Source organism: Blastococcus sp. URHD0036 (assembly GCF_000701365.1).
Taxonomy (GTDB): Bacteria; Actinomycetota; Actinomycetes; order Mycobacteriales; family Geodermatophilaceae; genus Trujillonella.
In genome coordinates, this window is record NZ_JNIK01000001.1 from 218650 (window position 1) to 237863 (window position 19214).

Below are 19214 nucleotides of genomic sequence, written 5' to 3' on the forward strand. Positions count from 1 at the left end.
GCCGTGCTGGAACTGGGCAAGGCGGGGTCGGCCGGCGTCGAGCGGGGCGTGCTGCCCGTGCTGCGCGACGGCGTGGTCGTGGCGCAGTTGCGGGCCTCGAACTGGAAGGAGGCGGCCACGGCCGTCATCGCTGACCGCGAGTGGGTCCTCGCGAAGCAGAAGCGGGAGCTGACCGCGCGTTGGGCGGCCGACCCCGAGGGCACGGCTCGGCTGTCGGCGCGCCAGCCCTCGGTGTGGCGCAGCGACTGGGAGGCCGACCTCGAGGGCACGCCGGTCCGGGTGATGAGCCTGTCCGCGTGGAAGGGCACCCACCGGTACGCGACCGGGGAGCGGGTGCTGGGCGAGAGCGGCTCGACCGGTGGCTGGTCGCCGCGGCCCACGGTGACCTGCGACGCGGGTGTGCCGCTGGAGCACCAGGTCTTCCTGCTGTGGCTGGAGCTCGTGGTGAGCCGTCGCACGGCAGCCGTCGCGGCGGCGGTCTGATGGCCGGCCGCGGGAAGATCCGCGCCGCCGACATCGCGGCGGTCCGGGAGCGCAGCCGCATCGACGAGGTGATCGGCGAGCACCTGCAGCTCAAGCGCGCCGGCGGCGGCAGCCTCAAGGGCCTGTGCCCGTTCCACGACGAGAAGTCGCCGTCGTTCCACGTCACCCCCTCGAGGGGCCTCTACCACTGCCTGGCGGGCGAGACCGGCGTGCTCACCGAGGACGGCGTGGTGCCGATCCGGGAGCTGAGCGGCCGGACCACTCGTGTGCTGGACGGAAACGGCGGCTGGGTCGAGGCGCCGTTCCGCTCCTACGGCGTCCAGCGCCTGATGAAGCTGACACTCACGCGCAACGGCCGGGTCAAGGAAATCTTTGCAACCGACGAGCACCGCTGGTTCGTCGCCTCAGCTGCGTCGTCACGAGAAGTGCTCACGAAGGCCCTGCGCACGGGTGACCGGCTCGCGTGGTCGCTGCGTCCGGTGGCGCAGCTCGCCACTGTCGGCGGTCTCCCCGCGCAGGCAGAGCCGTCCGAGCGCGAGTGGGTCGTGCAGTCGGTCGAGTGGAGCGACCGCGTCGAGGAGGTGTTCTGCGCCGAGGTCCCCGGCACACACGCCTTCACGCTCGAGGACAACATCGTCACCGGGAACTGCTTCGGGTGCGGGGAAGGCGGCGACGTCATCTCCTTCATCCAGAAGGTCGACCACCTGACCTTCAGCGAGGCGGTCGAGCGGCTGGCCGGGCAGACGGGCATCCAGCTGCACTACGAGGACGACGGCGGCCGTCCCACGGGCGCGCCCGACCGGCGCGACGTCGGCCAGCGGGCCCGGCTCGTCGCGGCCAACGCCGCCGCCGCGGACTTCTACGCCGAACAGCTGCGCACCCCCGACGCCGCGCCCGCCCGGCAGTTCCTCGCCGACCGCGGCTTCGACCGGCAGGTGGCGCTGGACTTCGGCTGCGGGTTCGCCCCCGGCGGCTGGGACGCCCTCACCCGGCACCTGCGGGCCAAGGGCTTCAGCCAGGAGGAACTGGTCACGGCCGGCCTCGCCAAGGAGTCCAGCCGCGGCACGCTGATCGACCGGTTCCACCGGCGGCTGGTCTGGCCGATCCGCGACATCACCGGCGACGTCATCGGCTTCGGCGCCCGCAAGCTGATGGACGACGACCCGGGCCCCAAGTACCTCAACACCCCCGAGACCCCGCTCTACAAGAAGAGCACCGTCCTCTACGGGCTGGAGCGGGCGAAGCGGGACATCGCGCGCCGGCACCAGGCGGTCGTCGTCGAGGGCTACACCGACGTCATGGCCTGCCACCTCGCCGGCGTGACGACGGCGGTGGCCTCCTGCGGCACCGCGTTCGGTGCCGAGCACATCAGCGTGCTGCGGCGGCTGTTGATGGACCAGGACGAGTTCCGCGGCGAGGTCGTCTACACCTTCGACGGGGACGCCGCCGGGCAGGCCGCGGCCATGAAGACGTTCAAGGAGGACCAGCGGTTCGTCGCGCAGACCTTCGTCGCCGTCGAGCCCGACGGGCGTGATCCGTGCGAGCTGCGGCAGGCCCACGGTGACGCCGCCGTCCGCGACCTGGTCGCCCGCCGCACCCCCCTGATCGAGTTCGTGCTGCGCACTCTGCTCGCAGAGCACGACCTGGAGACCGTCGAGGGCCGGATCGCCGCGCTCGACCGGACCGCACCGCTGCTGGCCCAGGTGAAGGACCACGCGCTGCGCCCGGCCTACGCCCGGCGGCTGGCCGCGATGATCGGCGACACCGACGAGTCCGAGGTGATGGCCCGGGTCCGCCGGATCATGGGCGGCGGCGACGAGCCGCAGCGCGGCCGGTCGCGCACCCCGCGGCGCACACCCGACGACCTCGCCCTCGAGGTGGAGCGCGAGGCGCTCAAGGCGGCGCTGCAGGTGCCGGAGCTGGCCGGCCCGTCCTTCGACGCCATCCCCCCGGATGCCTACACCGACCCCGACCACGCGGCGGTGGCGGCAGCGGTCGCCGATGCCGGGGGAGCGGCCGCCGCCACCGTGTCCGGCCCCGCCTGGCTCGACGAGGTGGCCGCGCACTGTCCCCGCGACACCGCCCGCGCCCAGCTGACCGCGCTCGCCGTGGAACCGCTGCGCTCCGTCGGGGAGGCCGACGCCGGCTACGTGCTGGCCGTGCTGGCCCGGCTGGAGGAGATGCACGTCGTCCGGCAGGTCGGCGCGCTCAAGGGCAAGCTGCAGCGGATGAACCCGGTCGAGTCGGGCGACGACTACATGAAGGTCTTCGGTCAGCTGCTCGGCCTGGAGCAGCAGGCCATCTCGCTGCGCAAGCGCGCGATCGGGAGCCTGGACTGATGGCGGTCCAGGAGTGGCTGCGGCGGCGGTTCGCCCGGCCGCCGGAGATCGTCCGGGCCGTCGTGCTCGCCTCGCCCGATCCCGACGAGCGGGTGCTCGCGTGGGGGGAGCTGGTCCGCGGCGGGGGGTGGCTGGTCGCGACGTCCCGCGGCCTGCGTTCGGTGCCTGCGGAGCTCCCGCTGGACGCGGCCGGGGACGTCGGGGTGCTGCCCTGGCACGAGATCGGCTCGGCGCGGTGGACGGCGACCAACGACGGTGGGGGCAGCTTCGCCGTCGTCCGGCTGGCCGAGGTCGAGCCCGGCGTCCAGGCCCGTCAGCCGGCCGAGCGGTACGCGCTCGCCGACGCGGGGGACCTGCCGCCGGTGGTCCGGCGGCGGGTGGACCAGACGGTGGTCGCCAGCAGACGGTCGCCTTTGCCGAGCGGGGGAGCGGTGGTCCTCGTGGCGCGCCGCGTGCCCGGTCAGGCGGCGCGGGAGTGGACCGTCGTGTTCGACGACGACGGCGACCGGGACGACCCCACGTCGCGCGAGGTGGCCCGGCAGAAGCTGGCCGAGGCCGTCGCGGCCGAGCTGCCGGAGTAGCTCAGTGGGGGGCTTCGCTGCCCATGCGGGACTTGACCGAGTTGACCACCAGGTCCGCCTGGGCCTGGGCCATGCCGGCGGCCTCCTGCAGACGCGGGTCCTCCTTGGCCTGCGACCAGGCGCGGCGGATCTGCTCGTAGCGCTCGCGGCCCGCGCGGGCGCCGAGCACGTAGCCGGCGCCGAAGCCGACGAGGAGGGACATCTTCGCCACGGGGGACCTCCGAGGGCTGGGCGGTTGGTGATCACCGTACGACCGGGGGAGCGGTGGCGCGACGGGGGTGCCTCCGTGGGGCCGCCGGGGCAGTGAGGTAATCTCGTCGTGCCGCGCGGGTCGCCCCGCCGATCCCCCGTAGCTCAATTGGCAGAGCATGCGACTGTTAATCGCAGGGTTACTGGTTCGAGTCCAGTCGGGGGAGCAAAACCGCAGGTCAGCTCCGTGAGCCTCGCCTCCGCCTGGCCACAGGCCACGCTTTACCCACACCTTTGCTTCACGCGGACCAGCGGCGCCGGTCTGACGGTCGGCCCGGTCGGCCGCATGGATCCTCATCGAGTCGCCAGCTTCTAAAGATCCGCGAGCGGCAGTCCCGAGCGGTCGTGCTGGGACCCGTCTCCTCGGATCGCTCAGGCGCTGGGCACACGACCCGCGTTGATGAATGCGTCAAGCGCGGACCTCTGGAGGCGGACGTACTTGCCTAACTTGACGTAGGCAATCCGCCGTTCAGCGATCAGTCGCCGGACGAAGCGTTCCCCCGTTGCCAAGTACTTCCCAGCTTGCTCGATCGTCAGCAGCTCATCGTGTGGGCTGGATTCGACAGCGCCCAGTCTGTCGCCGGACTTCGTCACGTGGCAGGCACCTCCTCGTCCGGTCGGTAGCGGGCTGGGCCGACCGCGACGGGGTTGCGCTCATCTCGGCCCGAGACGGGGAGCAGCGCGCCGTGACGGCTGGTGCTCGACGCCGGCTGGCAGCGGCGGGGTCGCACGGGAGTGGTCGCGTAGCTCATGCCGTGAGCGTCTCGTCAGACCCTCCGGCGAATCGCCAGGCATCGCTGACTGGACTTCGGAAGCCAGCAGATTCTCCAGTCCTTCTCCAGTCCTTCTGTCCGAGTGCTCGGTCCTTCCGCGCCAGCCGCGGGCCATCGGTTCGAGTGAGTGACGATTCGCCCAACTGGAGGACTACCGGAGAAGTACTTGTGGATACGCCCTTGAACTGAAGGTGACCGTTGGTAGCTTCCCGCTCCACACACGATCAGCTGGAGGGGTGAATGGGCTTCGAAGTGGGACGACTTCTCCTGTCTGGCAGGAGCTCGGGGAGCGCGCGGCTCGCCGGAGGTTGTCCCGCGATCAGCGACATTCACAGATGGAGAACTCGCCGATGAAGGCGCATCACTCGCTGGCGGCCGTCATCGCGTTGCTCGTCGTGGCGGGCTGCGGTGGCGAAGACGACACCGCCCATTCGGCGCAGGGATCGACTACCGCCTCTCCAACGGCGAGCTCATCAGCGCGGCCGGAGGAGTCGACCCCCGACGAGCTGGCGGCGGCGGCGGCCACCTCTGCTGTCATCGGAATGTTGGGCGTCACTGATGCAGCGAAGGGCGATCCGGCTACCAGGGACTGGGAACCGGAGGTCCGGCGCTTCGCGGGTGATCCCGCTGCGCTGCTCGCCGTCACAGCAGTTCGGGACTACGCCACCCTGGGTCTGCGCCAGGAAGGCGAGACGTTGGTTGATCTCGAGGTGACGTCCGTTGACTTGGTGGCCCCCGACGGTGCCACGGTGCGGATCACCGGCTGCTATGACAGCCAGAGCACCCGCGTGGTCAGGCAGGACACCGGCGAGGTGATCTCTCCCGGCACCCCGCCGCGGTACGTCTGGGACATCACGGTCGTCCGCTACGACGCAGAACCCGGCTCGCCATGGCTGGTGACGCAGCTGACCCCGCTGACGGACCAGCCGTGCTGAGGCCGTGGCAGGTCGCGTTGTTGGCCACAGCGGTTCTGGTCGTTTGCGGGATCCCGTCCAGCGCGCTGGCGACGCCCGTCGGCTGCGCCCGACACGACGCACAGACAGGAATTTGTCTGGTCGAGGCGACCTCACCGAGTCAAGGATCGGACGCGAGCACACCTCCGGCGGGGGCAGGCTCCGGAACAGAGAACGGCTCGGACGGAGGCTCGGTCCAGCAGTCCCCCTGCACATTGACGCTGGCACAGCCTCAACCCGCGCCGACCAGCGCAGTCTGGGACGGGCGGTCTCCGGCCGACGGCGACATCTACGTGCAGATCTGCTCAGATAACGAGGATCTGAAGACGCTACTGACGTTCCTGCCCAACGGTTTGGCGCCACCGGCTCCGCCCGTGGATCCGCGGGTCTTGGCCGAGCAGGCCATCGCCTCCCTGGTCCTGCGTGCACCGGAGATCCGAATGGCTCCGCCGCCCGGCTCGTCCGGCGGGCTGGTTGGCGTTCCGGTGTGGATGTGGACCGAGCGCCGGTCGGACCTTCTCGGGCCGGCCCGGCAGTCGGTGACCGCCGGTGCCGTCACCGTGGCTGCGGTGGCGCAGGTGAGCCGGATCGCGTGGGACATGGGGGACGGCACGACAGTCCTCTGCGGCGCCGGAACGCCCTACACGCCGGGGACGCAGGGGGCCTCGCCGGACTGCGGGCACGTCTACGCGCATGCGTCGGACCGACACGTTCCCGGCGGATTGTGGCCGGTGACGGCGACCAGCACGTGGACCATCACCTGGACCGGCGGCGGACTATCGGGCACCGAGACCCTCGAGCTGACGTCGACGACGCAGCTCTTCGTGGGAGAACTCCACGTCCTCAACCAGGACGGGAGCGATTGATGACCCGAACGCCCACGGCCCCCACCGGCCCGGCTCCCACGCCTTCTGCCCTGAATGGGCTGGCAGCGGCGCCTGCCCTGACGCCGCCGCGTCATCGTCGACGCCCAGCTCTTCTCGCGCTGGCCGTGGTCTTGGTGGTTCTGGGTGCGTTGGGCGCGGCGTCGCTGGCGACGTCGATCGGCCAGACCTCCGCGGTCATCGCCATGGCACGGGAGGTGCCGTGGGGGCAGACGATCACCGCGGCGGACCTGGTCGAGGCGCAGATCTCGACCGATCCCGCGCTGCGGCCCATCCCCTACGGCGAGCGCGACCAAGTGATCGGTCTGGTGGCGACAAGCACCCTGCGGCCGGGATCGCTACTCACCCGCGACGCGCTGGCCGAGCAGCGGCTGCCTGGTCCTGGTCAGCAGTTGGTCGGGGTCGGGGTCTCCTCCGTCCAGCTGCCGGCGACCCCGCTGCGTCCCGGCGACGCGGTCCTGCTGGTGCCCGTGACGGGGACCGCCACGAGCACCGGGTCGGCCGCCTCGGACATGGTCGAGGCGACCGTCGTGCAGACCGGTCCACCAGGAGCCGACGGCTTGCGAGTAGTCGACGTCCTGGTCGACGCCGCTGACGGGCCGGACGTCGCAGCCCGCGCCGCGGCTGGCCAGATCGCCGTCGTCGTGACCGCCGGCGCATAGGGGCAGCTGTCGTGTTGATCGCGTTGTGCTCGGCGAAGGGCGCACCCGGGGTGACCACCACCGGGCTGGCCCTCGCGTTGTCGTGGCCGCGGCCGGTGGTCCTGGCCGAGCTCGATCCGGCCGGTGGGGATGTGCTGGCCGGATACGGCCGCGGGGAGACGCCTGCGGACGGCTTGGCGGAGATCGAGTTCGCCGCCCGCCGCGGCGACCTGATCCGTCACCTGGACGCACGGCTACTGCGGCTGGACGGCGACGGGCAGGCACGGCTGCTCCCCGGTCTCGCCGACCCCGCGGGCGCGGGACACGTGAACTGGGACCGGCTCGCCTCCTCGCTTGCGGGGCTCGATGGCGGCACGACGGACGTGCTCGCCGACTGTGGACGACTGCGCACGGAGCACTTCCCGACGGCGGTGCTCGAGCGGGCTGCCGCCGTCGTGCTGGTCACCGGCTCGTCGCTGCGGGCTGTCCGGGCAGCCACGCACGCGATCGCCGAGCTGCGGGCCCGGACCGGCGGTGCGGGCCTGCTTGCCGCGGTCGTGGTGAGGCCGGGGGAGCCCTACTCCGAGCCGGAGATCGGCGAGGCGCTCGGCGTCCCCGTCATCGGCTCGTTGCCTCGGGATGTCAAGGCAGCCGCCGTGCTCAGCGACGGCATCCCGGCCGGACGGCTGTACTCCCAGTCGGCCCTGATGCGGACCGCCCGCACGCTTGCCACCGAGGTCATCCGGGTCGTCGAAGCACACCGGTCTCGGCTGGCGCCACCGCCGGACGCCACATCGCCGTCCACGATCACGGTCGGGGACAGCCGTGTCGGCTGACCGCTACCCCGTGCCGGCCGGCAGCGAGCCGCGGCCCGAGCCTCGCGACACCATGGAGGTCGCGGTGGACTGGTCGCTGGTGCGCCGGCTGCACGAGGTGACGGCGACTGCGCTGGCCGAGGAGCTCAAGCGCCGCCCGGAGATGAGCTCCTTCGCTCAGCAGGAGCTTGCCCGCACGCTCGTGCAGGACAGCGTCGATGACCTGGTCCGGGAGCGGATGCGCGCGGGGGAGGTGGTGCCGTCAGCGGCAGAGGAGGCGGCGATCGCCGAGGCGGTGTTCGCCGCCCAGTTCGGCCTCGGGCGCCTGCAGCCCTACGTCGATGACCCGCTGGTGGAGAACATCGAGGTACACGGACACGACAACGTCTGGATCGGCTACGCCGACGGCCGGGACGCCCGCGTCGGCCCGATCGCGGACTCCGACGAGGACCTCGTCCGCCAGCTGCAACACATCGCGGCCAGGCTGGGCCGCGCGGAGCGGACCCTGACCACAGCGAGTCCGCTGCTGACGATGCGACTGCCGGACGGCTCCCGGCTGGCCGCTGTCATCGAGACCGTGCCGCGTCCGCAGCTGGTGATCCGCCGGCACCGGATCCGCAACGTCGACCTCGACGACCTGGTGGAGCTGGGCGCCCTCGACCGGGCGCTCGCCGAGTTCCTCCGGGCCGGGGTGCGGGCCCGCAAGAACATCATCGTCACCGGCGCGCAGGGAGCCGGAAAGACGCTGCTGCTGCGGGCTCTGGCCAACGAGCTCCCGGTCACCGAGAACCTCGCCACCATCGAAAAGCACTTCGAGTTGCTCCTGCACGAGCTGCCCGACCGGCATCCGCGCGTGGTGCCGTTCGAGGCCCGCGACGGAACCGGCGAGCGGGGCCCGGACGGTCGCCGGCTGGGCGAGGTGACGCTGACCGAGCTGGTCGAGCAGGCGCTGGTCATGAACGTCAGCCGGGTCTGGCTGGGCGAAGTCCGTGGCGAAGAGGCGTGGCCGCTGATCGAGGTGATGGAGGCCGGCGAAGGCGGCTCGTGCTGCACGCTGCACGCCCGCTCGGCGCGGCACGCCTTCGAGCGACTGGCCAACCTGTGCATGCGCGGCCGCGCCGCCGTCACCCCCGAGCACGCCTACCGGTCCTGTGCTGCGGCGATCGACCTCGTCGTGCACATCACCACTGTGGACGAACGGTGGACCGGCGGCCAGCGGCAGCGGTTCGTCAGCCAGGTCGTCGAATGCAACGGCATCGGCGAGGGCGGACGCCCCGCACTCACCGAGGTCTTCGCTCCCGGTCCCGACGGACGAGCGGTGCCCGAACACGACCCGGTGGACCTCGCCGACTACGTCCGCGTCGGCTTCGACCCCGCCTGGCTGCGCTCCGGCCCGGTCAGTTGGGCCGGTGCCGCGGGAGGGCGACGATGAGCGCCCACGCCCTGCTCGCCGGCGTCTGCGGCGCGCTGGTGGTCGGCGGCCTCGTGCTGGCCGTCCACGCCATCACCTCCAATGAACCACCGGATCGGCCACGACGCCGCACCCTGCGGCTCCGGCGGCAGCCAGAGCGCCAGATCTCTCGGCGCTGGCGAGTGACATGGGTGATCGGCGGCGCCGCGGCCGTCGCCGTCTGGCTCGCCTCCGAATGGCCGGTCGGCGGAGCGCTGGTCGGGCTGGCGGTGATCGGGGTGCCCTGGCTGTTCGCGCAGTTCTCCACAGGCAACGCCGGCGTCGAACGCCTGGAGGCGCTGCAGGACTGGGTCCGGCGCACCTCCGACGTGCTGGCCGCCGGCGGAGGACTGGAGCAGACCCTCATCCGGTCGGCCCGGACCGCCCCCGGCCCGATCCAGGCGGAGGTGTCCACGCTCGCGGCGAGACTGCAGGCGCGATGGCCTACGCAACGAGCGCTGCTGGCCTTCGCCGACGACCTCGACGACGCCGCCGGCGACCTGGTGGTGGCCGCGCTGCTGTCGGGGGCGGAGCTCCGCGGGCCCGGCCTCGCGCGCGTGCTGACCGAGCTCGCGCACAGCCTCACCGACGAAGTCACCATGCGCCGCAAGGTCGAGGCCGACCGCGCCAAGCCACGCGCCAACGCCCGCTGGCTGCTGATGATCACCGTTGCCGCCAGCGGACTGGCCGCGCTCAACGGCGACTACCTGAGCCCCTACGGCACCGCGCTGGGGCAGCTCGTCCTAGCCGCCATCGGCGCCGCGATGGCCGCCTGCCTGCTGTGGATGCGTCGCCTCACCCTCCCGGCGCCGTCCCCCCGCTTCCTGGCCGACCGAGACCGCGATCGCAGTCACGACGCTCAGCCACAACCGGTCGCGGTGAGCCTCCGGTGAGCAGCACGCAGGCCCTGCTTATTGGCGCCGGCGCGGTCGTCGGACTTGGCGTCTTCCTCCTGGTCCGCTCGATCCTGGTTGTCGAGCAGCCGCAACTGGCCGACGCCCTGGCCCGGCTGGCGACCCGGCCGTCTGGCCCCCACCGAGTTCCGGCGCCCGCGGCGAAGGACCGGTGGGCTCGGGCACTCGGCCGAGCCGGAAGCCGAATGGGCGCCCGTCTACCGGCCGTGGGAGGCCGGGTCCCGGGGCAGACCCTCGCGCTGATCGGCTGGACGCCGGAGGGCTACGTGGCCCGCAAGCTGGGCCTGGCCGCCTTCGGCGCTGCGTTCCTGCCGATGCTCACCTCCACGCTGACCATCACGGGCGTGGCCGTGCCGGTGACCATCCCGGTGGTTGGGTCTGTGGCGCTCGCCGTCGTCCTGTTCTTCGTCGTCGACCTCATCGTGCGCGACCACGCGGAAGAGGCCCGGGCCCAGATGCGCCGGGCGCTGTGCTCCTACCTGGACCTGGTCAGCCTCCGCCGCGACGCCAGCGAGGGACCCACCGTCGCACTCGAGCGCGCCGCGGCCCTCGGAGAGGGGTGGGTGTTCCGCCGGATACGAGATGCGCTCGTCGCCGCACGACTCGCCGGCGAACCACCCTGGGAAGGACTGCGCCGCCTTGCCGCTGACACCGGGGTCGGAGAACTGACCGACGTCGCCGACATCGCCGCCGTCGCCGCTCACGAAGGCGCGTCGATCGCCCCGACTCTCCGAGCCCGCGCCCAGGCGTTGCGCACGCAACTGCTGGCCGAGGAAGAAGCAGCTGCCAACACCGCCAGCGAGAAGCTCACCGCCCCCGTGGCCCTGCTCTCGATCGCCTTCCTCTTGCTGTTCCTCTATCCCGCCCTGGCGCGGCTCACCGCCACCTGACCGCCGGCCGCCCGGACTCCTGACCTGTCCCACGTCACGAAGGAAGACCAATGACTGCACTGATCACCGCCCTCGCCGCCCTCGGTGGAGGGCTGCGCGACCGCCTGCGCGACGTCCGTGACGACCCGGAGCGGGGTTCCCTGTCGGTCGAGCAGGTGATCATCACCGTCGCCCTGATCGGCATCGCGGTCGCGCTGGTCGCCGTCATCGCCAACGCGGTCACCTCCCGCTCCGCGTCGATCCAGTAGCCGTCCATGAACCGGCCAACCAACCGTCGGGACACCGCGGGTATGCGCCTCGGTGGTGGATCCTGTGGCGGGTGGCTGCGCGCGACCCGGCGGCGCCTGGCCGGAGAGCGTGGCGCGGCATCGGTGGAGTTGGCGGTGCTCTTCCCCGTTGTGCTGCTGCTGATCATGACTCTGATCCAGGCGGCGCTGTGGTTCTACTCCCGCTCGGTCGCGCTCGGCGCGGCGCAAGAAGGCGCCCGCGAAGGCCGCGTGCAACCCACCTCCACTGACCGCGCCGAGACGGCCGCCGAAGACTTCCTTGACCAGACGGGGGAAGGGTTGCTGACCGGCTCGGAGGTCACCGTGGCCGCGACGCCAGGCAGCATCGAGGTGACCGTGACCGGCACGTCGATCAGTCTCTTCCCCGGCCTGTCCGGCTGGTCGATCACCCAGACTGCCAGTGGTCCCGTGGAACGGCCCACCCCGTGACATCGCCGTCGGGGGAGCGGGGATCAGCTTCGATCGAACTGGTGCTCCTGGCGCCAGCGGTGCTCCTACTGGTGTCGTTCGCGATCGTCGCCGGACGCACGCAGATCGCCGAGGGAACCGTGGCCGAGGCCGCCCGCGCGGCCGCCCGCGAGGCCTCCCTGGCCCGCAGTGGTGACGCCGCCGGAGCCGCGGCACGTGCGGAGCAGGCACTGAGCGACCGGAACCTGCACTGCCAGAGCACCACCGTTGAGATCGACACCACCGGCTTTCAAGTGCCACCGGGCCAGCCGGCCGACGTGACCGTCACCGTCAGCTGCGTCGTCGGCATGGCCGACCTGCTGGCCCCGGGCCTGCCCGGATCGGTCACGGTCGAGGCTTCCTTCACCAGTCCCATCGACGCGTTCCGCGAACGATGACCGCTCCCAAGCGCCACCTGTCGACGCGTTCGGAGCAGGGATCGATCAGCGCCTTCTTCGCCGTGCTCGTCCCCGCCCTGCTCCTGGTGATCGGACTGGCGGTCGACGGGGGCGCCAAGGTCGCCGCCACTCAACGGGCCAACGCCCTCGCCGACGAGGCCGCACGCGCCGGCGGACAGGCCCTCGACATCGCCGCCGCACTCACCGGAGAGATACGTGTCGACCCGACCGCCGCGGTCGCCGCGGCCCAGGACTACCTCGACCGCAGCGGGGTCGCAGGCACCGTCACCGTCGTCGACGGCGACACCCTGCGCGTGACCACCACCCTCACCGAACCCACGACGTTCCTCGGGCTGATCGGCATCACCACGCTCACCGTCGAGGGCGCCGGCACAGCCGATCTGATCACCGACGACGAGGAGGCAGGCCCGTGACAACCCACATGCGCATTGAGCCTCTGCGCCGCCTGTCTGCGCTCCTCGTCCTCCTCGCCGGAGTGCTCGGCGCCCCGGTCGGCCTTTGGCGGCTCGGCCGCGCCTACCTGCCGGACGAGCTGCCTTCCTGGGCACAGGTGTCCGCCAGCCTCAGCTCACCGGACACCGGCGCCGTCCTGCTGGGGCTGCTGGTCCTCGTCGGGTGGGTGGCCTGGGCGGCCTTCACCCTGTCCGTGGCCGTCGAACTGACTGCCCAGCTGCGCGGTCTTCCGTCGCTGCGGCTTCCCGGCCTGGCCACGCCGCAGCAGGTGGCCGGGCTGCTAATCGCCGCCGTCATCGGCCTCACGAGCGGCTCCGTGCTGGCAGCACCGGCGCTCGCCGCACCCACCGTTGCCATGCCCCTGCCCACACAGGAACCGCTGCCGACACCGACCCCAGTCCCCACCCCCGAGACCCGGCCGACGGCGTCCCCAGCCGCAGGGCTGACGTACACCGTTCAGCCGCGCGACACCCTGGGCCGCATCGCCGCCCGGCAACTGGGGGACTGGTCCCGCTTCGAGGAAATTCTCGACCTCAACCGCGGCCGCCCCCAACCGGACGGCGGCGCGCTCACCGACCCCGCGCTCATCCGCCCCGGTTGGATCCTCGTCCTCCCCACCGATGCCCCAGGCGCCGCAAGGCCGGCCGCAGGGCGCGTCGTCGTCGAGCCGGGCGACACCCTCACCGGCATCGCCCAGGAACACGGCCTGGACGCCTGGCGGCCGATCTTCGACCTCAACGCGGGGGAGCCCCAACCTGGCGGCGGAAACTTCACCGACCCCGACCTGCTCCGCCCCGGCCAGGTGCTCGACCTGCCACCGACGGAGCCTTCGCCCGCCGAACCGCCGGCGGTCGAACCGGCACCGTCGCCGCCCGCTCCGCCCTCTGAGGACGGCGAGTCGACACCGCAGCTGGACGGACCCCAGCCGCCCGCACCGATTCCCTCGGCGGATCCCGTACCGGAGGACCAGGGTCCGGCACCGACAGTGGAGCCCGACACCTCGGACACTGGCGCCCAGCAGTCTTCATCGACGCTGGCGACCGTCCTCAGCGGTAGCGGGGCGCTGCTGGCGGCTGGCGTTGCTGCCGCGTGGCTTGCGCACCGACGACAGCGCCTGCGCAGCCGCCGACCGGGCCGACGGCTGACTCCGCTCCCCGCCGACCTGGCTGCAGCCGAAGCAGTCGTCGCCGCGGCCGGGGCCGTCGGCCAGGCCGACTACCAGGCACTCGACCGAGCGCTGCGTGAGCTGGCCGTCCTGATCTCCGCCGACCCCGACACGCGACTGCCCGACATCGTCGCTGCCCGGCTCGGCGGGGTACACCTGCAGCTCCGGCTGCCCGAGGCCGGCGTGAAGCCGCCGCCCGCCCCGTGGACGGTCGACGACACCGGACTGTGGTGGTCCCTGAAACTCGACGAGCCCACCGGCGTCGACCCCGACGAGGCGGGCGCCCGCCTGGCGCCGTACCCGACCCTGGTCACGATCGGCGCCGACAACCAATGGCGATGGCTGCTGGACCTGGAGCACTTCGGCGACCTCACCATCGCCGGCCCGGCGTCACGACGGGAGAACCTCGCCCGGCATATCGCGGCGGAGCTCGCGGTCAACAGCTGGTCGGACCTGCTGACCGTCACCACCGTCGGCTTCGGCGAGGAGCTGGCCGATCTGGCACCCGACCGCCTCAGCGTCGCGGATGCATCGGCGTTCGTCGCGTTGCGCGCCGAGCTCACCGACGGCGGCACCGACGACGCCGATGTACTCCAGGGTCGGCTGCGCGCGGCCGAAGGCGACGGATGGATGCCACACGTCGTGCTCGCCCCATACCTGGATGCCGCGCTCGGCGAGCAGAACCGATCAGGTCGGGCCCTCGCCGCAGATCGTTGCCGCCGCGGATCCGTCGCGCTGGTGACTGCGGATCCCGAAGCATCGTCGGACGACGACTTGGGAGTGACGCTCACTGAGGACGGGATAGTGCTCATCCCAGCCCTCGGGCTGCGACTACCAGCCCCACAGCTGAACGTCCAAGAAGCCGTCGATATCGCCGCCCTGCTCGCCTTCGAACGCGACACGTCCGATCAAGCCGTGCCGGCTGCCGAAGGCGATCGGCCGTGGCAGGTGCACACCGACTCGGGTGGCGCGTTGTGCGCCGACGCCGCGCTGAGCGCGACCGCAACGCCCGACCAGACGGAGGGGCAGCTGTCCCAGCGCGAAGACCGGTCAGCAGCGACGCAGGCGAGCGAGCTTTCGCCCGGGCAGTCCACGGATGTCGTCGTTGCCGATGCTGCAGACGGGCCAACGTTGCTCGCCCCGTCGTCGGCCCTCGCTCTGCGCCGGACGATCGAAGCGGACCTCGACCAGCTCGACCGCGACCTTCGTGACTGGTGGAACCCTGACTGCCAACGACCGCGGCTCACCCTGCTGGGGCCCGTCACGCTCCGGGCTCTCGGCGACGAGAAGGCCGTCACCAGGTCAGGACTTCGCCGCCGCTATGAGGAGGCGGTGGCCTACCTCGCCACCCGTCCCCACGGCGCGACCGTCGATGAAGCCGCCACCGCCCTGCAGCCCGCACGCAGAGGCAAGACCGACGACGTCAGCGCTCGCGCCTACGTACACCGGATCACCGCCGGAGCACGCGCCTGGCTGGGCGTCGACCCCGACACGGGGGAAAAGCACCTCAGCTCAGGCCACCGCGGGCCGTACACGCTCACGAATGTGTTGGTCGATGCTGACCTCTTTCGACAGCTCCGAGCCCGCGCAGGCGTCCGTGGTCGAGACGGCATGGCTGACCTGATCTCCGCGCTGAAGCTCGTGTCCGGGCAGCCCTTCGCTCAAAGGCCAACCGGTTACGAGTGGCTAGACGGGCTGGACTTCACCCTGACCGCTGCAATATGCGACGTCGCTCACCAGGTCGTCACCGCAGCTCTGGGCGAGGGCAACCTCGAGGCTGCGCGCGCCGGCGCCACCACGGCGCTACGCGTCGCACCTGACGATGAGAAGGTGCTCCTCGACGCCATGCAGGTCGCCTTCAGCGAGGGCAACAGAGCCGAGGCGGAGGCCCACATCGCGCGCGTCGTGGTGGTCCACAGCGGTGAGGACGAAATGGACTTGCCCTTGAGCACCGCCGAAGCGATCAGCCGCGCCCGCCGCCTATTCCTTGACCGAGCTTCATAGAAGACGGTCCCGGCCTCTTCCGGAGTTCCGGTGGCCGCAAGCCCGGGGCCGGCCACGTTGCCGGCGCCCGCGCGGCGGGCGCCAAGTAGCGCCCCCGCAAGGCATCACCGCCCTGTAAGGGCGGCGCAACGCTCCCTGCAGTCCACGTGGACGCCCTCCAGCTCTCGCGGAGCCGTCCCGTTCGCCTACAGTTCCCGCGGTTCGGAAGAGCGGCGGTCTCACGGGGTGGCTGTACCAACTGCGACCAGCGCGCTTGAGGTCGTCGGCGGCGTTCGAAGCGTGACGACCGCCGGGCGCGGGCCAGCTGGTTGATCCGGTGCCGGGGCCAGTGCGCAAAGTCGTCGCCGACCAGTCTGGGTTGCCCGGGTTCAGGCCGGACATCGCACGGTGCCACATGGCCGTCCAACATCCACAAGTTCGTGCTGCAGGCGCACTCCCTCGACGAGCTGCTCGCCCTCGTCACGCTGACCGCCCACGCGGCGCGGTTCCCGGAGACCGCGGTCGCGGTCGGGGTCGGGGTCGGGCTCAACGTGCTGGCCTCCGGGGGCACGCAGGCGGGGAAGACTAGGCACCTTGGAGCCCGGTCTTGCGCCCCGGTTCCGCCGTCCCCGCAGGCGCCGGGACCGGGGCGCGCATGTCCCTTGTCGGCCTCGGCTGGCACGCTCGCTGCGTGTCAGTGTGGAGCTGGTTCGGGGACCACGGGATCGAGGTGCTCGCGTTCGGCGCGGCCGCGGTGGCGGTCGGCTACAGCCGCCGAGCGACTCGCATCGCCCACGAGTCAGCCGACTACACGCGCCGCGCTACTGAGGTCACTGAACGTGCCGAGCAGCGCGCGATCGCCGACGCTGCCCGAACCGCGGTCCGGTGGGAGCTCGAGCCGAATCCGACGTACGTCGCAGAGACGCACGGGCTCAAGCTGACCAACGTCGGAACCCACACAGCCCACGACTTCCATGTGGACCTTCCGCCGAACGCGCAGACCGTCGGCACCCACCCGGTTGGAGTGGCGATGCAGCCAGGTCTGCCGCTGACCCTTGAAGTGGCGCTGTTCGGTGCCAGGGATCCGCATGTGACCCTGCGCTGGCGCGCGGCTCCGGATGGGGAGGTGCAGTTACGGACGTACCCGTTCCCGATGTAGGGGCGGTCAGATCTCCCAGGTCACGCGGCAGTTGCCGCACGTCGCCTGAGTGGCCTTCACCTTCCGCGAGAGACCGGTCAGGAGCACCGAGAAGCCTCCGGTGACGACCGCGCCGGTCGCCTTGCCGCCGCTGATGCCTCGCTTCAGCTTCACGCTGGCCGTGCGCACATGACCGCGTGTCTGGCAGTGAGGACAAGCGATCCGCTCGGCGGGGTGGAACGAGGCGAGGGCGGCCGAGTCGGCTGTGTCCAGCGTATTGCCGACTCGGGGGTCCCCGTTCGGTCCATGCCGATCACAGAAGGCCGTCCCCGCGAAACGAGGGCGGTTGCAAGGTCCGACGGCACAACTTCGGGCTTCGGTCATGGCGGCGGAGCGTATGCCAGCGCCTGACTCTCTGTAGTCCCCCGAACTGGTGAGGCGGGGCGGGAACCTTCGCCGATCTGGCAGGCCGTCCGCCCGTTCGGTAACGACGCGACCAGTTGCCGCATCGCCTTCAAGGTCGTGGAGGTGATGCGGTCGCCGCATACATCCGGGTGAGCACCTGCGAGCAAGCGAAGGACGGACACGGCCTCGACGCCCAACGGCTTGAGATCACGCGCCCGCCGAGGTGCCGCCATGAGTCGTGGGCAGGCCCAACGACAACCCAGCCGGTCAGTTGCTGCCGAGCAGGTCGTGCGCCCGTCGGTACGCGTCGGTGACATCGGCCGGCAGCCGGCCCCGCTCGCCGACGTCCCAGCCGTTCCCGCGGGCCCAGGCGCGGACGGCGGCGGGTGCGGCGGACACGTGCGCGGCAGGCAGCGATCGATCGTCCGCCGCCGCCGCCGCCGGCGCCTGCGTCGGAGCGCTACATGGCCGTGGGACCGCGGCGGTGGCCTTCCTCGCGGCCGGCTGCAGGTGCTTGAGCAGGATCGCGAACTCGTCGGGATGCACGCACCTGGTGCCGTGCAGATCAGCATCGCCGGCCTTGCCGCCGGTGAAGCTGCCGTCGGTAACCAGCAGCGCGGTCCGGGAGGAGACGTTGCTCATCACCCGCACGCCGAGCCGCCCGGCGCGCTCTTCGAGCTTCTCCCGCACGGCCCAGTCGCAGCCGGTGAAGGCCACCTTGTCGCCGACTCTAAGCGGCTCGCCCAGCGGCCAGTCCGCCGGCAGCGGCCGCAGCCCGGCCGACAGCCGCTCGTGGCGAGCGGCCTCCGCAGCGTCGAGGACGGCGGTCACCGCTTTGGTCGGGACGTCCAGCAGGGCGGCGGTCGCGGTCAGTTCGGCCTTCTCCGCGCGGCTGACCCGGCCGTCGTCGAGCGCCAGGTGGGCCAGGGCGAGCAGAAAGCCGCGGTGGGCGGCGGCGACGGCGTCACTGTCGAGCTTGTAGAGAGCGGCGACGTCGACCAAGGCCGCGCGTTCGTCGTCAGTAAGGACGCCGTCCTCGAGGACGGCGGCCAGCAGTTCCAGGTAGAGCAGCGACCCTTCGGGCGCGCCGTCATCAAGGGCGTCGGCGAGGTTGACGTCGTGCAGCAGGGTGACCAGCGGCGGCGCCGGCGGCTTCGCCGCCCAGGTGTCGACCCGGTGCTGCACGTGAGCGGCCCGGTCGGCCATCGGCGGGCGGACGCCGCCCGGCTCGGTGGGCCAGGACACGGCCCATCCCCAGTGGGGCAGGTCGAGCAGCTCGGCGCGCGGTGGCCGACCCCAGGAGGGGTCCAGGTAGGCGGCGAGCAGCTGGGCAGTGGCGCGGGCGTCGTGCAGCGCCGAGTGCGTCTGGTGCAGCGCCAGGCCGATGGCCGAACAGCAGTCGATCAGCCGGCGGCGACTCAGGTGCGGTAGGTGGTCGTGACTGTGGTCAAGGGTGCAGGCGGCGGGCAAGTGCGGGAGCGCCCAGCCCGCGCGGGCGTACTCGGCGCGCAGGAACCCAAGGTCGAAGGTGACGTTGTGCCCGGCGATCGCCGCGCCGGCGAGCCGGGCGCTGATCTCGGGCAGAATCTGGGCGAACCGTGGTGCCCCGGCGACGTCGGCGTCGCGGATTCCGTGGATGTGTGTCGCGCCGACCGGGCCGTCGGGGTTGAACCGGGTCGTCCACTCGTCGAGCACCCGTCCGGTCGGATCGGTGCGCACGATCGCCAATTCGAGGATCCGGTGGCTGTTCGGCGACAGGCCGGTGGTCTCCACGTCGATGACCGCGAACCCGAGCGCTGCGCTCGTCGATGCAGATGCTGTGTGTCCTGGCGCCCTGCGCGGTGGGGGCACTGGCGGCAGCAGACGCGTCGCGACCACTGCGGCGGGTCCCGCCGGCAAGGGCGCCATCTGCTCCTGCGGGGCAGGCGGAGCCCTGCGGAACCTA

20 protein-coding genes and 1 tRNA gene are annotated in these 19214 nt (G+C 71.9%); 17 read left to right on the plus strand and 4 right to left on the minus strand.

The genetic code is table 11. The features are described from left to right. Positions 1 to 3: 3 nt before the first annotated feature. Genes N555_RS0101115 through N555_RS0101125 form a run of 3 tightly spaced genes read left to right on the plus strand, consistent with a single transcriptional unit; the run spans position 4 to position 3403 of the window. Complete coding sequence (locus N555_RS0101115; RefSeq protein ID WP_029429664.1) at positions 4 to 483, plus strand: hypothetical protein; 480 nt, start codon at positions 4 to 6, stop codon at positions 481 to 483. After that, on the plus strand, positions 483 to 2822 hold the full coding sequence (gene dnaG / locus N555_RS0101120) for a DNA primase (protein ID WP_051683516.1): 2340 nt from the start codon (positions 483 to 485) through the stop codon (positions 2820 to 2822). Before N555_RS0101115 ends, dnaG begins: the two co-directional genes overlap by 1 nt. Then, positions 2822 to 3403 carry a hypothetical protein gene (locus N555_RS0101125; protein ID WP_029429666.1) on the plus strand — a complete coding sequence of 194 codons (582 nt, stop codon included), beginning with the start codon at positions 2822 to 2824 and terminating at the stop codon, positions 3401 to 3403. The genes dnaG and N555_RS0101125 overlap by 1 nt, the downstream gene beginning before the upstream one ends. A gap of 1 nt (position 3404) precedes the next feature. Here the strand turns inward: N555_RS0101125 and N555_RS0101130 are convergent, their stop codons facing one another. Further along, entirely contained in the window at positions 3405 to 3614 is a 210-nt protein-coding gene (locus N555_RS0101130) for a hypothetical protein (RefSeq protein WP_029429667.1), read from the minus strand. 132 nt (positions 3615 to 3746) lie between these two features. Here N555_RS0101130 and N555_RS0101135 point away from each other — a divergent pair. Continuing rightward, positions 3747 to 3819, plus strand: a tRNA-Asn gene (locus tag N555_RS0101135). Positions 3820 to 4024: 205 nt separating this feature from the next. On the opposite strand, the gene N555_RS0101140 is transcribed toward N555_RS0101135, so the two are convergent. Further along, positions 4025 to 4246, minus strand: a complete 222-nt coding sequence (locus N555_RS0101140; RefSeq protein ID WP_231502554.1) for an excisionase family DNA-binding protein — start codon at positions 4244 to 4246, stop codon at positions 4025 to 4027. 514 nt (positions 4247 to 4760) lie between these two features. Between N555_RS0101140 and N555_RS0101145 the strand changes: the two genes are divergently transcribed. The 13 genes from N555_RS0101145 to N555_RS0101205 all read left to right on the plus strand — a co-directional run bounded on the left by N555_RS0101145 (position 4761) and on the right by N555_RS0101205 (position 16885). Next, positions 4761 to 5360, plus strand: coding sequence for a hypothetical protein (locus tag N555_RS0101145; RefSeq protein WP_231502555.1), 600 nt, complete (start codon positions 4761 to 4763; stop codon positions 5358 to 5360). Positions 5361 to 5593: 233 nt separating this feature from the next. After that, positions 5594 to 6244, plus strand: a complete 651-nt coding sequence (locus N555_RS26480; RefSeq protein ID WP_231502556.1) for an ATP/GTP-binding protein — start codon at positions 5594 to 5596, stop codon at positions 6242 to 6244. Between the two features lie 125 nt (positions 6245 to 6369). Next, positions 6370 to 6924: an SAF domain-containing protein gene (locus N555_RS0101155; protein WP_231502557.1), complete on the plus strand. Its 555-nt coding sequence runs from the start codon at positions 6370 to 6372 to the stop codon at positions 6922 to 6924. Positions 6925 to 6935: 11 nt separating this feature from the next. Further along, positions 6936 to 7739 (plus strand): hypothetical protein, encoded by an 804-nt coding sequence (locus N555_RS0101160; RefSeq protein WP_029429672.1) that lies wholly within the window; start codon positions 6936 to 6938, stop codon positions 7737 to 7739. Further along, on the plus strand, positions 7729 to 9150 hold the full coding sequence (locus tag N555_RS0101165; RefSeq protein WP_231502558.1) for a CpaF family protein: 1422 nt from the start codon (positions 7729 to 7731) through the stop codon (positions 9148 to 9150). Before N555_RS0101160 ends, N555_RS0101165 begins: the two co-directional genes overlap by 11 nt. Continuing rightward, positions 9147 to 10061 carry a type II secretion system F family protein gene (locus tag N555_RS0101170; RefSeq protein WP_034508138.1) on the plus strand — a complete coding sequence of 305 codons (915 nt, stop codon included), beginning with the start codon at positions 9147 to 9149 and terminating at the stop codon, positions 10059 to 10061. The genes N555_RS0101165 and N555_RS0101170 overlap by 4 nt, the downstream gene beginning before the upstream one ends. Continuing rightward, positions 10058 to 10972, plus strand: coding sequence for a type II secretion system F family protein (locus N555_RS0101175; protein ID WP_029429675.1), 915 nt, complete (start codon positions 10058 to 10060; stop codon positions 10970 to 10972). The genes N555_RS0101170 and N555_RS0101175 overlap by 4 nt, the downstream gene beginning before the upstream one ends. 50 nt (positions 10973 to 11022) lie before the next feature. After that, positions 11023 to 11220, plus strand: coding sequence for a hypothetical protein (locus N555_RS0101180; protein ID WP_029429676.1), 198 nt, complete (start codon positions 11023 to 11025; stop codon positions 11218 to 11220). 123 nt (positions 11221 to 11343) lie between these two features. Then, the gene (locus tag N555_RS0101185; RefSeq protein ID WP_029429677.1) at positions 11344 to 11688 is read left to right on the plus strand and encodes a TadE/TadG family type IV pilus assembly protein; all 345 of its coding nucleotides are present in this window, start codon (positions 11344 to 11346) and stop codon (positions 11686 to 11688) included. Continuing rightward, positions 11685 to 12104 (plus strand): TadE/TadG family type IV pilus assembly protein, encoded by a 420-nt coding sequence (locus tag N555_RS0101190; protein ID WP_029429678.1) that lies wholly within the window; start codon positions 11685 to 11687, stop codon positions 12102 to 12104. The genes N555_RS0101185 and N555_RS0101190 overlap by 4 nt, the downstream gene beginning before the upstream one ends. Then, on the plus strand, positions 12101 to 12538 hold the full coding sequence (locus N555_RS0101195; RefSeq protein ID WP_029429679.1) for a TadE/TadG family type IV pilus assembly protein: 438 nt from the start codon (positions 12101 to 12103) through the stop codon (positions 12536 to 12538). The genes N555_RS0101190 and N555_RS0101195 overlap by 4 nt, the downstream gene beginning before the upstream one ends. Next, on the plus strand, positions 12535 to 15747 hold the full coding sequence (locus tag N555_RS0101200) for a LysM peptidoglycan-binding domain-containing protein (RefSeq protein WP_029429680.1): 3213 nt from the start codon (positions 12535 to 12537) through the stop codon (positions 15745 to 15747). The genes N555_RS0101195 and N555_RS0101200 overlap by 4 nt, the downstream gene beginning before the upstream one ends. Positions 15748 to 16417: 670 nt before the next feature. Next, positions 16418 to 16885 carry a hypothetical protein gene (locus N555_RS0101205; protein ID WP_156036023.1) on the plus strand — a complete coding sequence of 156 codons (468 nt, stop codon included), beginning with the start codon at positions 16418 to 16420 and terminating at the stop codon, positions 16883 to 16885. A 6-nt stretch (positions 16886 to 16891) separates the two neighbouring features. On the opposite strand, the gene N555_RS27670 is transcribed toward N555_RS0101205, so the two are convergent. Further along, positions 16892 to 17038, minus strand: coding sequence for a hypothetical protein (locus N555_RS27670; RefSeq protein WP_156036026.1), 147 nt, complete (start codon positions 17036 to 17038; stop codon positions 16892 to 16894). Between the two features lie 498 nt (positions 17039 to 17536). After that, complete coding sequence (locus tag N555_RS29030) at positions 17537 to 19042, minus strand: exonuclease domain-containing protein (protein ID WP_029429682.1); 1506 nt, start codon at positions 19040 to 19042, stop codon at positions 17537 to 17539. Between the last annotated feature and the right edge of the window lie 172 nt (positions 19043 to 19214).